Here is a 14,735-nt window from a genome sequence, read left to right on the forward strand (position 1 = left end):
CTTTTGACTTATTAAATGACTTTTGCTTCTTTATGCAGTAAATTGACCAGTTCTGTCACTTGATCTTTTATATCTCCTTGTAATACGCGTCCTGCGTCTTTTTTCGGAGGCAAATAAATTTCAATTGTCTTTGTTTTTGCTTCTACATCATCTTCATCTAAATCTAAATCATCCAATTCTACTTCAACCAACGGTTTCTTCTTCGCTTTCATAATCCCTGGAAGAGATGGATAGCGAGGTTCGTTAAGTCCCTGCTGAGCTGTTACTAGAAGAGGAAGCGACGTTTCGATAACTTCGGAATCGCCTTCCACATCGCGTACAACAGTCACTTTTTCACCTTCGATATCCAATTTTGTAATCGTCGTAATATAAGGGATTTCTAACTGTTCTGCTACGCGCGGCCCCACTTGGCCCGAACCTCCGTCAATCGCTACGTTTCCTGCCAAAATCAAGTCAGGAGATTGTTCTTTTAAGTACTGTGCCAGCAGCCTAGAAGTCGTGTACTGATCGCCATCTTCTATGTCATCTTCCGTATTGATTAAAACCGCTTTATCTGCTCCCATAGCCAAAGCTGTTCGGAGTTCTTTTTCTGATTCTTCCCCTCCTACACTCACGACCGTAATCTCCCCGCCATGCTTTTCCTTTAGCTGAATAGCTTCTTCAACTGCATACTCATCGTAAGGATTAATAATAAATTCAGCCCCATCTTCAACAATTTGACCATTTTTTAATGAAAGTTTCTCCTCTGTATCGAATGTTCTTTTTACTAACACGTAAATATTCATTCAATTCCCCTCCTAAGCTTATTTTCCTAAAAATTTAGGCTGGCGCTTTTCAATAAAAGCGGCTACGCCTTCTTGAGCATCCCGGCTTTTGAATACGCTTCCAAAAAACTGCGCTTCTTTTTTAATGCCGCTGTAGTAAGCATCTGTTTTTACATGCTGAAGCAGCTGCAAGGTAGCTTTAACAGAGATTGGGCTTTTTTTGGCAATTTTTCTAGCAAGTAAAAATGTTTCATTGATAAGCTGACTTTCTTCAAAAGCTGCATTTGCCAATCCTAACTCCACTGCCTCGCTTCCGGATATTGGATCACTTGTCAGCATCATCTCACAAGCCTTATGAACTCCTACATAACGAGGCAATCGCTGAGTTCCTCCAAATCCTGGTATAATTCCTAACTGAAGCTCAGGCAAGCCCAGCTTAGCATTTTCCGTTACCAAACGGATATGGCAGCTCATAGCAAGCTCCAATCCTCCGCCTAAAGCAGCTCCATGAATAGCTGCAATCACTGGTTTTGGGTAATTTTCAATATACTCAAAGAGCTCTTGACCGTTAACAGCAAGCTTCTCGTATTCTTTTGCCTGCTGAAGTGATGTGAATTCTTTTATATCAGCTCCGGCACAAAAGAATTTCCCTTCACCTTTAATAACGATAACCCTTGTCTCTTTACTATCTTCTAAATGTTTTAAAACACTTGAAAGATCTTTTAATAAATCTTGAGACAAAGCGTTAGCAGGTTGTCTATTCAACGTAATGAAGCTTATTGCATCAACAGTTTCAACCTGGATAATCTCCATTTGTTTACGCCACCCTTTCTTTCTATTTTCATTACCTTGCGCTTTTCCCCTCGCAGGGGAGCAGCAGGCTCACTTACGATTATGAGCCGCTGCAGCCGTTTAACAGCAGGGAATGGACTTTATCTACCGATTCTATTAGACCATATCGATGATCGTTCATTACCCATGTTGTGACAGTTTCATCAATCGTTCCAAAAATCATCTGTCGCGCAAGACGAATATCTATATTTTCAGAAAACTCACCCGTTTCGATTCCTGTCTGCAAAATAGAATCAATGAGAGTCAGATAATCTTTTAATACATCGTTAATTTTCAATCTTAAATCCTTGTTCGATTGACGCAGTTCGAGCTGTGTCACTGTAGCTAAATGATGATCCTCCGCTAGAAACGAAAAATGTTTGTCAATTAACACATGAAGTTTTTCTGCCGCGGTTTCAATTCCCGCCAGTTCTTCATAAATTTTTTCTACAAATTGTCCCATCTTCTCTTGAAACAAGGAAATCAAGACATCTTCTTTGTTTTTAAAATATAAATATATCGTACCGTCTGCAACTCCAGCCTGCTTAGCAATTTTAGAAACCTGAGCATTGTGGTATCCGTTTTCTGCTATTACTACTACAGCTGCATCGATAATCTGTTTATACTTTGGCTTATTTCTTCTCAATCTTATACGCTCCTTTAAAATATGAATGATTATTCATTCATATCTTTATAATAAAGAAACCGCAAGTATCTGTCAATTATGTTTCAGTAAAAAAATCAAAGGCGACGATCGATTACGTCGCCTTTTTATGCTTTTCATTTTCTTCATCAATCAGCGCTCGTCGCAGAATCTTACCGACCGCTGTTTTGGGAAGCTCATTTCGAAATTCATAAAGGCGCGGAACTTTATAAGCAGCTAAATACTTTCTAGAAAACTCATTTAACTCTTCTTCAGTACATCTTACACCATTTTTTAATACAATGTAAGCCTTCACCGTTTCTCCTCTATATGGGTCAGGAACACCCACCACTACAGCTTCTTGAATTTTTTCATGCTCATATAATACTTCTTCAACTTCTCGAGGGTAGATATTATATCCCCCGGCAATAATAATATCTTTCTTCCGATCTACTACATAAAAATAACCTTTATCATCCATATAGCCAACATCACCTGTTAGCAACCATCCGTCTCGCATAACAGCCTCCGTTTCTTCAGGCTGCTTCCAATATCCTTTCATGACCTGAGGACCTTTAACCGCAATTTCTCCTACTTCGCTTACAGCAGCTTCTTTACCTGTTTCAAACGAGAGAATTTTGGCATCTGTGTCTGGCCAAGGCACTCCAATGCTTCCTGGTATTCTCTCTTTCCAAAGAAAATTAGCATGAGTAACAGGAGAGCTTTCCGTTAATCCATATCCTTCCACTAGTTTACCTCCGGTGAGCTTTTCAAACTGCTCCTGCACTTCCACAGGAAGTGGAGCCGAACCGCTCATACATGAATCAATAGAAGATAGGTTGTATTTTGCTAAATCAGGATGGTTTAATAATGCAATGTAAATTGTCGGAGCACCTGGAAATAAAGTAGGCTGCTGCTTATGAATGGTTTTGAGCGTCGTTTTTGCATCAAATTTAGGCAGAAGAACCATCTCATAGTTTTGCAAAACCGATAGAACAAGAACCGTTGTTAAACCATACACATGAAAAAACGGGATAATTCCAAGCACTTTTTCTTCTCCGTGCCTGCAGCGGTATAACCAATGTGAACACATCGTTGCATTAGCTACCAAGTTTTTATGAGTAAGCATGACTCCTTTTGGAAAACCTGTTGTTCCCCCGGTGTATTGTAAAATCGCGATATCTTCGTCTGAAATTCCCTCAGCGTTACATACTGCGGGAGAGGATTCATTTATAATACGTTTAAATAAATGAGTAGTCTCCGTATGACTCACATCCACGCTTATCTTCTGCTGCTTGCGCTGAATAAATGGATAAATTATGTTTTTGGGAAATGGGAGATAATCTTGAATAGAGGTGATGACTACGTGCTTTATTTTTGTTAACGCTTTCATTTTTACTGCACGCGGATATAGCAAATCGAGTGCAATAATCATGGTCGCTTCTGAATCATTAAGCTGATACTCTAACTCTCTTTCCGTATACAAAGGGTTTGTTTGAACGACTACTCCTCCGGCAAGAAGAACAGCATAAAAGGAAATGACAGCTTGAGGGCAGTTTGGAAGCATAATGGCTACTCTATCCCCTCTTTTTAATCCCAGTTTAATAAGGTAAGATGACAGCTTCAGAGAATCTTGATGCAGCTGGGAAAACGTCATTTTTTTCCCTAGAAAATAGATTGCGCTTTTTTTAGGATCCTTTTGAACTGCTTCTTCAAAAAGCTGTGCTAAATTTTTTTGTTCATAATGAAGCCTAGCAGGTATTTCATCTGGATATTGAGAAAGCCATATCTTTTCGGTGGATTCCACACGCATCCTCTCCCTCAAAAAAATAAAAAATTAGAATTTTCTAATTAAAATTATAGTTCATTCTTTTTTTAGATGCAATCGTTATTGAATGTTCTCTTTCCTACCTAATCACTCTTTCATCCTGCAGCGTAATAAATAAAAATTGGATTTACCTCTGTACATTATCCGAATTTTTTGTATATAATAAAAATTAGATTTTTTTTAAGGAGCTGTATGAATTGACAACAACATTGACTAAAGGACCGTTCAAAGCAGATCACGTTGGAAGCTTTTTGCGTCCCGAGCGTATCAAGCAAGCACGATTACAAGTGGAAAACGGGGAAATGACAAAGAAGCATCTTCGAGCAATTGAAGATGAAGAAATTCGTAAGCTCGTAGAAAAGCAAAAACAAATTGGATTAAAAGCCGTCACAGACGGTGAGTTTCGCCGTGCGTGGTGGCACTTTGATTTTCTGTCAGAGCTTGTTGGCGTAGAACTTTACGAAGCAGAGTCGGGAATTCAGTTTCACGGAGTCCAAACAAAAGCTCACGGTATAAAAGTGACTGGAAAACTAGATTTTAATCACCACCCTATGATTGAAGATTATAAATTTCTTCATCAAGCTGCTGGAAAAAAACACGTAGCTAAGTTCACCATTCCAAGTCCTAATATGCTGTTTTTCAGAGGTCATATTGAAGAGTCTGCTTACTCGGATACGGATGTATTTTTTGCTGATTTAGTTAAAACGTATCAAAAAGCCATTCAAGCATTTTATGATGCCGGATGCCGCTACTTACAGTTAGATGATACTGCGTGGGCAGTCTTTTTCTCAGAAAAAGGACAAGAACAAATCGCTTCAAAAGGTTTCACGCCCCAAGAATTACTGAAACGTTTTACGGATGCGATCAATGAATCCATTGCGCATAAGCCAGATGATATGGTCATTACAATGCATATTTGCAGAGGGAATTTCCAGTCTACTTATACAGCAAGCGGCGGTTATGAAAATGCGTCAAAAGCTATTTTCAGTCAGTTAAACGTAGATGGACTATTTTTAGAATTTGATGATGAACGCTCAGGAGGATTCGAACCTCTTCGCCATGTAAAGCGAGATGATCTTCAGATTGTCCTTGGTCTTATCACATCAAAATTTGGAGATTTAGAAGATCCTGAAGCAGTGAAAAAAAGAATTGCTGAAGCGGCAGAATTTGTTTCTCTTGATCAAATTTGTTTAAGTCCCCAGTGCGGATTTGCTTCTACAGAAGAAGGAAATTTACTAACTGAAGAACAGCAGTGGGATAAAGTAAAGCACGTGATTTCAATTACTGAAGACGTATGGAAGTAATCATTAAAAAAGCTGACCTGCTTTAAGGTCAGCTTTTTTGCTGTCATCATAATGTTAGGAAAAGCTATATAGATAAATAGATAAGACCAATAAGCATAAACACTCCGCATAAAACGAGTAAAATTTTCGCTAACTTCTCCATGACTCTCTCCTATCCTATCCCTGCTCCTATTACATAGGACATACCGATTGAAATAACAAGTGAAATAAACCCAACGGCTCTGTTATCTTGTTCAATTTCATCATCGATTCGAAATTTTGGCGTCAAAAATTCGAAAATAAAATAGCTGACTAGTAAAAGAACGAACCCATATATTCCCCATCCGAGCATTCTTAACAAGTTGTCATTATGCTCAATCGAATAGCGAAAAATATTAGCTAATCCAAATATTTTCCCACCTGTTGCCATCGCAACAGCCATATTTCCTTTTTGAATCTCTTCCCAATTCTTATACTTAGTAACGAGCTCAAACACAACAAGAAAGACGACAATGCTCAAGACAACCACGCTGTAATAAGCGGCAGATTCAATATACGGGTCTTTCCAAAAATCCCTCATTTTTGCATCACTCCTAATTTATATTACACTTGACGTAATGAACTGACAGGTCTCTTTCCTTTACTTGTATCGTTCTTAAAAGACATAGAAAACCCAGCATAGTCTATGAGCCATGTCGGATTTTCTATCTTCATATATGCTTGTTCAGCGCATCGACTGACACTTTTATTTCAGCGTTCTTTTATTTAAATTCCACAACCGTAACGCCAGAACCTCCTTCAGAAGCCTCTCCGAAACGAATATTTTTAACAGAACGATGATTTTTCAAATATTCCTGTACGCCTTTACGAAGAGCTCCAGTTCCTTTACCGTGGATAATCGAAACGCGCGGATAGTTGGCTAACAAAGCATCATCAATATATTTTTCAACTCGAATCAGCGCATTTTCATAGCGCTCTCCTCTTAAATCCAGTTCTAGATTTACGTGATAATCTTTTCCCTTTACCGTAGCAAGCGGCTTTGTTTCTACAGGTTTTGGGGAACTGATATATTCGAGATCTTTTTCTTTCACCTTCATTTTCATGATCCCCATTTGTACTTGCCATTCATTATTGCTTACTCGTTCTACAAGCGTTCCTTTTTGTCCCCAGCTTAAGACTTTCACTTCATCTCCAGCTTGAAGAGTGCGCTCTTGTTTTTTCGGCGCAGCTGGTTTCTTTTTACTTTTTTCAAGAGTTGGAACTGCATCTTCTAGACGCTTACGCGCTTCAATCAATTCATGCTCTTTTACAAGCGCATGATTTTTTTGACTCATTTTACGCAAATCGCTAATGATTTTCTCTGCTTCTTCAGATGCTGCTTTAACTGTGGCTTGAGCTTTTTCTTCAGCTTTTTCGTACAGCTTATCTCGTTTTTCATTAAAATCAATAATCTGACTCTGTAACTCTTTATGAAGCTTCTGAGCCTCTTTTCTTAGCTCTTCAGCTTCTTCTAGCTCGTGTTCAGACTGACGGCGGCTATCTTCAAGAGAGGCAATCATATTTTCTACTTTATTTGTTTCTGAGCCAATATAGCCTTTGGCACGTTCAATTACTTCAGCACTTAAACCTAAACGTTTTGAAATCTCAAAAGCATTGCTTCGGCCCGGTACACCAATCAGCAGCTTGTAAGTAGGGCTCAATGTTTCAATATCGAACTCTACGCTAGCATTGACCACTCCTTCACGGTTATAGCCGTACGCTTTTAATTCAGGATAGTGAGTAGTCGCAACTACGCGAGCGCCTCTTTCATATACTTGATCTAAAATCGAAATCGCAAGCGCTGCACCTTCTTGAGGATCCGTTCCTGCTCCCAATTCATCGAACAAGACCAGACTTTCGTGATCTACTTTTTGTAAAATATCTACAATGTTGACCATATGAGATGAAAAGGTACTCAAACTTTGTTCAATCGACTGCTCATCTCCAATATCAGCAAATACGTGCTTAAACACAGCCATTTCCGATCCATCCAGCGCAGGAATCTGCAAACCTGCTTGAGCCATTAACGTAAATAATCCAAGTGTTTTTAACGTTACGGTTTTACCGCCGGTATTTGGCCCTGTAATAACGATAGATGTATATTGATCACCTAGCTCAATATCATTCGCAACGACGTCTTCCTGTGCAATAAGAGGATGTTTTGCCTTCACTAACTTAATATAGCCTCGGTCGTTCATTTTAGGTTTTGAAGCTTTTAGCTCATGGCTATAGCGCCCTTTAGCAAACATGAAGTCCAGCTCACCTAACAGATACACGTTTTGACGGAGTTCATTTGCCACTTCCGCTACCTGAACGGTTAAAGCAATGAGAATACGCTCAATTTCTTGTTTTTCTTTTACTTTTGCTTCTTGAAGCTCATTGTTTAACGTCACAATCGCCTGAGGCTCAATAAATAAAGTTGCTCCAGATGAAGACTGATCGTGCACAATGCCTCCATACGCACTGCGATATTCTTGCTTAACAGGAATAACAAAACGTTCGTTTCGAATGGTAACAATTGCATCTGACAACATTTTTTGAGCGGACGAGGAGCGAATAAGGCTCTCTAGCTTTTCGCGAATACGAGACTCCGTTGAGCGAAGTTTTTGACGAATGCCTCTTAGCTGGTCGCTTGCACCGTCTAGCACTGTACCATTCTCATCAATACTCATTTTAATTGTTTGTTCTACCTCAGGAAGAGGCATTAGTTTTTCGATATGTTCAGTTATAATTGGAAGCTGTAAATCTTCGTCTTCCACTACTTGCTCGATAAATTGCTTGACTTGTCTTGCAGCATAAATAGTGCTTGCTACATCAAGAAGTTCATTAGAGCTTAGCGTTCCCCCAATTTCAGCGCGCTTCACGCTAGATCGAACGTCAAAAATGCCCCCTAGCGGTACGTTGCCACGCAATCGCAGCACGGTTGTAGCTTCATCTGTTGCTTCCTGCCATTTGACTACTTCTTCATACTGAGTCGAGGGAATCAAATTCGCTACTTTTTCTCGGCCTAAAGAAGAAGCTACTTTTTTCTGAAGCTGTTCCTTAACTTTATTAAACTCTAGTACATGAAAAATACGTGATTGCAAAACTGATTCCTCCTGTTGCTTATTTATGTCGATTTAAAAAGGCGGTTAATTCTTTGAGACTATACGTATTTAATACCGTTTCTGGTTTAAGCCAGCCTTTAATTCCCGTAGATATTCCAATTTCCATATGCTCTAGCATGTCTAGATTGTGAGCATCTGTATTAATAGCAATTTTAACTCCTGCCTCTTGGGCTTTTTTTATATGCTCAGCCGCTAAATCTAAACGGTTTGGATTCGCGTTTAGTTCAAGAGCCGTTTTTGTTTCTTTAGCTAATTCAATTAGCATATCAATATCTACATCATATCCGTTGCGGCGACCAATCAAACGACCCGTCGGATGAGCGATTAAATCTACATGAACATTGTTTAACGCTTGCTTTAAGCGATTCATAATTTCTTCGCGTGATTGCGAAAAACTAGAGTGAATGGACGCAATAACAAAATCTAGCTCAGCTAGCATTTCATCATCATAATCAAGTGTTGCATCAGGCAAAATATCCATTTCAATTCCTGCTAGTATTGTAAAATCATCGAACTGTGCGTTTAAACGATTAATTTCTTCACGCTGTTTACGAATGCGTTCAGGCGTTAGACCGTTTGCTACTTTTAAATACTGAGAATGGTCTGTAATCGCCATGTACTCATAGCCTCGCGCGCGACATGCTTCCGCCATTTCTTCAATCGAATACGCCCCGTCGCTCCACGTGGAGTGCATATGCAAATCACCTTTTACGGCACCGTAGGTCACAAGCTTTTGAGGCTTTATAAATGCATCTACTTCCGTTCCATCTTCACGAAGTTCCGGCGGAATAAAAGAGAGCCCAAAATGTTCATAGAATGCTTGTTCAGACTCAAAAGTCATGACTTCGCCTGTCTCGGCATTTTCAACGCCATACTCGCTAATTTTTTCACCGCGTTCTTTTGCTAATTGACGCATACGCACATTATGATCTTTTGATCCTGTAAAATGGTGCAGCGTTGTGGCAAACGCTTTATCTTCTACAAGACGAAAATCCACAGACACATCGTACTCATAGGCTAACGTTACCGATACTTTTGTATCTCCATTTGCAATGATATCCTTCACATTTGGCAGCGATACTAGCTGTTCACGGACAGCATGAGGCTCAGCTGTTGAAATAATAAAATCAAGATCTTTTACGGTTTCCCTCATGCGGCGAATGCTCCCTGCTTGAGAAAAACGCTCAATGCTATGCATATGTTTAAGGGCTTCTAAAATGTCTTCCGCTATTGGAAGCATAAAAGCAAGAGGCAAACGATCAGGACGCTTCCCAAACTCTTCAATAGCAGCGATAATTTTCTCTTCTGTCTTTTTACCAAAACCGCTTAGTCCCTGCACTCGATTTTCCATACAGGCCTGATGCAGTGATTCCATATCCCGAATATCTAGCTCTTTATATAATTTAGCGATTTTTTTACCTCCAAGCCCCGGCAGCTTAAGCAAAGGAATAAGTCCTTCAGGAACTTCTTGCTTTAGTTCTTCTAATACGCTTGACTCATTTGTTTCCATATACTCTGTAATGACTGCAGCCGTTCCTTTTCCAATCCCTTGGAGCTTTGTAAAATCCTCAATCTCTGTCAGCGTTCTTTCGTCCGTTTCTAGCGCTGCAGCTGCTTTTCGAAAAGCAGAAATTTTAAAAGGGTTATCTCCCTTTAATTCCATATATGTAGCAATTGTTTCTAACAATTTAATAATATCCTTTTTATTCATCTCTTTTCACCAGCCTATTATCATAATAACGAAACTTTCAAAAACATGATGAGTGACATATTTACTCTCTCAAATTTTCATATAGACATACTTTTATCCTCGTGAAAACCGCAGATTAGACTGCGATAAAAAAAGAGGGTATCTCAAAAGTATTATGACACTTTCGACACACCCTCTCAACAAGCTATTGTAATTTCATTACATTACACCATACTGAGTCCACAAATCTTGAATCGCAGACGATAAGTATGGAGTATTTTGTACGATATTGATTGCAATTGAAGACTGTTGAATTGGCGTTTGAATTTCACTTACAGGAATCACGGCTCCAATGTATAACAAAATAAAAACGATGATATACACTTCAACGAATCCAAGTGCACCTCCGCCCCATTTATTTAACTGGCGCAGAATTGGCAGTTCGGTTAAAGCCGTTAAAACAGAGCCTGCAAGGCGAAGTACAATGTGAGTAGCAAAAAATAAAATCGCAAATGCAATCATTCGATAAAAAGCGTCTTCTATCGTTCCAGAATCAAATACAAACGATGCGACACTTTGCTGCTGAATATTGTCCGGAAACGGAATCAACAAGCGAAGTCGGCTTGCCAAATCTCCACTAAACATATAAGCGACGATAAACGAAACCGCAAAACTGACAATATGAATGAGCTGCAAAATAAATCCTCTTTTAAGACCTGTTACAAAGCCTAAAAGAAGCAATATAATTAAAATGATATTAAGCATTGACTCAGTCATTCCTCTTTTCCATAAAGTTTTTGTTCAAGTCTCTCATAGTCTTCTTTCAGTTTTATATATTCGTGTACAGCATTCACAGCTGTTAATACTGCTAATTTATTGATATCTAAAGAAGGGTTTTTAGTACTGATTTCACGCATTTTTTCATCCACTATAGAGGCGACAAGTCGAATATGGCTTGTACTTTCGCTACCGACGATGCTGTACTGCTGACCAAAGATGTCAACTGTCGCACGTGTTTTATCTTGTCTTGACACGAGAAAATCCTCCGTTCCACGAAAAATCCTAATCCCTATCATACCACGAAGAAGACTTCAATGGAAACATATCTATATTTAAGCTATCATAAGGGATAGTGCTTATAAAGTAAACTAAAATACCCCGAAAGGAGTGAAGCATTATGTCACATGCTGTTATTAAGGTATCAGCTGATCAAATAGCTAAAATGAAGCTTCATTACACATCCTATTTGCAGCCCAAACTGCCGCAGGGAAGTATGTTTGCGGCTAAAACTCCCGGCTGTTCTATCACTGCGTACCGCTCTGGAAAAGTACTTTTTCAAGGAAAAGAAGCTGAAACAGAAGCGGCTAAGTGGGGAGGCTCTTTAGATGCTGCGAAAAAGGATCCTGTCTCCCACCTCCCATCAAACTTCAGCTCACTATCGGTCATCGGTTCTGACGAAGTAGGGACGGGAGATTATTTTGGTCCTATGACCGTAGTTGCTGCCTATGTTCAAAAAGAGCAGCTTCCTTTGTTAAAAGAATTAGGAGTACGCGATTCAAAAGAGTTAACGGATGCTAAAATTATTGAAATTGCCAAGCAGCTTGTTTCGTTTATTCCCTATAGTTTGCTTGTTTTACATAACGAAAAGTATAATGCATTTCAAGAAAAAGGCATGTCACAAGGTAAAATGAAAGCTCTGTTACACAACAAAGCTTTATCCAACGTGTTAAAAAAATTGGATCCTGAAAAACCCGATGCCATTTTAATTGACCAGTTTGTCGAAAAAAACACCTATTATAAACACGTGGTAAAGGAAAAAGAAATTATCAAAGAAAATGTCTTTTTCAGCACAAAAGGAGAAAGCGTTCATTTATCTGTAGCTGCTGCTTCCATTATTGCCAGATACGCATTTTTAAAACAAATGGATTTGCTGACCGAAAAGACCGGGATGGTTATTCCTCGCGGAGCTGGCGCACAAGTTGATATCGCCGCTGCTAAAATCATTAAGAAACATGGCGTGAATGCGCTGAACTCTTTAGCTAAAATTCATTTTGCTAATACAGAAAAAGCTTTAAAATTAGCTAAAAAATAAGAGATGTGGAAATCCACATCTCTTTTCTTATTCTTATGAACGAAGCGTTGCACCAAATTCTTTTTCTACAGCTTCTAACACTGCACCATGTGCTTTTGCTACTTCTTCATCAGTTAATGTACGTTCAGGATCTAAGTAACGTAAAGAGAAAGCTACAGATTTCTTGCCTTCTTCCATACGCTCTCCTTCATATAGATCAAATACCGTCACGTCTTTTAAAAGTTCTCCGCCCGCCGCATAGATGACGCGCTGAACTTCTCCTCCAAGAACGTTTTTATCTACAACAAGTGCAATATCACGAGTAATAGATGGGAATCTTGGAATAGCTGAATAACGAACTTCTTCGACATCTGCAGCTAATAGCTCTTGAAGGTGTAATTCAAATACGTATGTTTCACGAAGACCATATTGTTTCTGAGCAACAGGATGAACTTGACCTACGTATCCAATTTCTTTTTCATCTAACCATACAGCCGCTGTACGTCCAGGGTGCATACCGTCTTTTTTAACGGGAGCATATGAGATTCGTTTCTCCAAACCAAGCTGTGCAAATAACCCTTCTAGTACACCTTTAATCACATAGAAATCAACGACTTTCTTTTCACCTTGCCAGCCGTGAGCATGCCACAGACCCGTGATTGCACCAGCTACGCGCTCCTGCTCATCCGGTAATTCTCCTTCACCTTTAGATAAGAACACTGAGCCTGTTTCGTATAGCGCAATAGAATCCGACTGACGAGCATTATTATGCTTCACTGCTTCTAGCAAATGAGGCACTAAGCTTTGACGAAGGATGCTGCGATCTTCACTCATCGGCATTGCTAAACCAATCGTACTTGTTGCATTTAGTGCAAACTGAGTAGCTTTTCCAGCGCTCGTTAACGAATATGTTGTTGTTTGTGCTAGTCCCGCACCTTCTAAGAAACGGCGAACTTTACGGCGTCCAAGCTGATATTCTGTTAGTTTTCCTGGAGTTGCCACTGTTACAGGAAGCGTTGTAGGAAGGTTGTCATAGCCATACATACGCGCTACTTCCTCGACGATATCTTCTTCAATTGTAATATCGCCTCTACGAGTTGGCACTGTTACAACAATGGTTTCGTCTTCCACTTTGTTTTCAAATTGAAGACGGTTCATAATGTCTTGTACTTCTTCCATTAATAGCTCTGTACCAAGCACATCGTTAATACGTCCAAGTGACACAGCTACAACAGCAGGTTCCACAGTTAGTGTATCCACTTCTACAGTACCACTGACCACTTCACCTGAAGCGTATTCAGCCATTAATTCTGCTGCGCGGTCAGCAGCTACACGCGTACGGTTAGGATCAATTCCTTTTTCAAAACGAGCGCTTGCCTCACTGCGAAGACCGTGGTCTTTTGAAGCTTGGCGAACCGTTAAGCCTTTGAAGTAAGCTGATTCAATGAGAACATTTACCGTATCGTCTTTTACTTCGGAGTTCGCTCCGCCCATTACACCTGCAAGAGCTACCGGCTCACTTCCGTTTGTAATGACAAGCTGATTGCCTTTTAATACGCGCTCTTGGTCATCAAGTGTTACAAACTTCTCGCCTTCTGACGCGTGACGTACAACAATTTCTTTTGAACCAAGACGATCATAGTCAAAAGCATGCAGAGGCTGGCCGTATTCAAGCAAAATATAGTTGGTAATATCAACAACGTTGTTATGAGGTCGAATACCAGCTGCCATTAAACGCGTTTGCATCCATAATGGTGACGGAGCAATTTTTACGTTTTTCACAACGCGCGCTACGTAAAGCGGATTGTCTTCTTTTGCCTCTACTTTAACGGAAATATAATCAGCTGCTTGCTCATCAGACGTTTGCACGTTTACTGACGGATACTTCACTTCACGACGTAAAATAGCAGCCACTTCATGTGCTACACCTAACATACTTAAGCAGTCTGAACGGTTTGGTGTTAGCCCTAGTTCTAATACTTCATCGTTTAAGTTTAATGCATCTAGTGCATCCGCTCCTACTTCAGCATCGCTTGGGAACACGAAGATGCCTTCTTGATAATCTTTTGCCACAAGCTTGCTTTCAATGCCAAGCTCTTGAAGAGAACAAATCATACCGTTCGATTCTTCACCGCGAAGCTTAGCACGCTTGATTTTAAAGTTACCTGGAAGTACAGCTCCCACTTTTGCAACCGCTACTTTTTGACCTTGTGCCACGTTCGGTGCCCCGCACACGATTTGAACGATTTCTCCTCCGCCAAGATCTACTTGACAGCGGCTTAATTTATCAGCATTTGGATGCTGTTCACGTTCTACAACGTGACCAATTACCACTCCGCTGATGCCTTTATTTAAGTTTTCTACACCTTCAACTTCAATTCCACTTTTTGTGATTTTATCTGCTAACTCTTCTGCCGTTACGCCTGATAAGTCAACATACTCTTGTAACCAACGATAAGATACAAACATCGTAGTCCCT

Annotated in this window: 12 protein-coding genes; 2 read left to right on the top strand and 10 right to left on the bottom strand. The window is 39.8% G+C overall.

Annotation, left to right across the window (positions count from 1 at the left end; translation table 11 throughout):
* Positions 1-11 precede the first annotated feature (11 nt).
* From MKY06_RS24095 to MKY06_RS24110, 4 genes are all read right to left on the bottom strand, one after another.
* Positions 12-785, bottom strand: coding sequence for an electron transfer flavoprotein subunit beta/FixA family protein (locus tag MKY06_RS24095; protein WP_016765685.1), 774 nt, complete (start codon positions 783-785; stop codon positions 12-14).
* A gap of 18 nt (positions 786-803) precedes the next feature.
* The gene (locus MKY06_RS24100; protein WP_289919835.1) at positions 804-1,577 is read right to left on the bottom strand and encodes an enoyl-CoA hydratase; all 774 of its coding nucleotides are present in this window, start codon (positions 1,575-1,577) and stop codon (positions 804-806) included.
* 79 nt (positions 1,578-1,656) lie between these two features.
* Positions 1,657-2,241 carry a TetR/AcrR family transcriptional regulator gene (locus MKY06_RS24105; RefSeq protein ID WP_013059408.1) on the bottom strand — a complete coding sequence of 195 codons (585 nt, stop codon included), beginning with the start codon at positions 2,239-2,241 and terminating at the stop codon, positions 1,657-1,659.
* Between the two features lie 112 nt (positions 2,242-2,353).
* On the bottom strand, positions 2,354-4,051 hold the full coding sequence (locus MKY06_RS24110; protein ID WP_057274071.1) for an AMP-binding protein: 1,698 nt from the start codon (positions 4,049-4,051) through the stop codon (positions 2,354-2,356).
* A gap of 212 nt (positions 4,052-4,263) precedes the next feature.
* Between MKY06_RS24110 and MKY06_RS24115 the strand changes: the two genes are divergently transcribed.
* Positions 4,264-5,370, top strand: coding sequence for a 5-methyltetrahydropteroyltriglutamate--homocysteine S-methyltransferase (locus tag MKY06_RS24115; RefSeq protein ID WP_029320047.1), 1,107 nt, complete (start codon positions 4,264-4,266; stop codon positions 5,368-5,370).
* A 151-nt stretch (positions 5,371-5,521) separates the two neighbouring features.
* Here the strand turns inward: MKY06_RS24115 and MKY06_RS24120 are convergent, their stop codons facing one another.
* From MKY06_RS24120 to zapA, 5 genes are all read right to left on the bottom strand, one after another.
* Entirely contained in the window at positions 5,522-5,929 is a 408-nt protein-coding gene (locus MKY06_RS24120; protein WP_013059411.1) for a DUF350 domain-containing protein, read from the bottom strand.
* A 181-nt stretch (positions 5,930-6,110) separates the two neighbouring features.
* Positions 6,111-8,474 carry an endonuclease MutS2 gene (locus tag MKY06_RS24125; RefSeq protein ID WP_057274072.1) on the bottom strand — a complete coding sequence of 788 codons (2,364 nt, stop codon included), beginning with the start codon at positions 8,472-8,474 and terminating at the stop codon, positions 6,111-6,113.
* 19 nt (positions 8,475-8,493) lie between these two features.
* The gene (gene polX, locus MKY06_RS24130) at positions 8,494-10,206 is read right to left on the bottom strand and encodes a DNA polymerase/3'-5' exonuclease PolX (protein WP_013059413.1); all 1,713 of its coding nucleotides are present in this window, start codon (positions 10,204-10,206) and stop codon (positions 8,494-8,496) included.
* 198 nt (positions 10,207-10,404) lie between these two features.
* Entirely contained in the window at positions 10,405-10,962 is a 558-nt protein-coding gene (locus MKY06_RS24135; protein WP_014458067.1) for a CvpA family protein, read from the bottom strand.
* Positions 10,959-11,219: a cell division protein ZapA gene (gene zapA / locus MKY06_RS24140; protein WP_013059415.1), complete on the bottom strand. Its 261-nt coding sequence runs from the start codon at positions 11,217-11,219 to the stop codon at positions 10,959-10,961. The genes MKY06_RS24135 and zapA overlap by 4 nt, the downstream gene beginning before the upstream one ends.
* Before the next feature lie 143 nt (positions 11,220-11,362).
* Here zapA and rnhC point away from each other — a divergent pair, with 143 nt between their 5' ends.
* Complete coding sequence (gene rnhC, locus MKY06_RS24145) at positions 11,363-12,277, top strand: ribonuclease HIII (protein ID WP_029320037.1); 915 nt, start codon at positions 11,363-11,365, stop codon at positions 12,275-12,277.
* 33 nt (positions 12,278-12,310) lie between these two features.
* Here rnhC and pheT read toward each other — a convergent pair whose 3' ends face one another.
* Positions 12,311-14,725: a phenylalanine--tRNA ligase subunit beta gene (gene pheT / locus MKY06_RS24150; RefSeq protein ID WP_064472164.1), complete on the bottom strand. Its 2,415-nt coding sequence runs from the start codon at positions 14,723-14,725 to the stop codon at positions 12,311-12,313.
* Positions 14,726-14,735: the final 10 nt, after the last annotated feature.

The sequence above is a fragment of the Priestia sp. FSL P4-0332 genome (assembly GCF_038005845.1).
Taxonomy (GTDB): Bacteria; Bacillota; Bacilli; order Bacillales; family Bacillaceae_H; genus Priestia.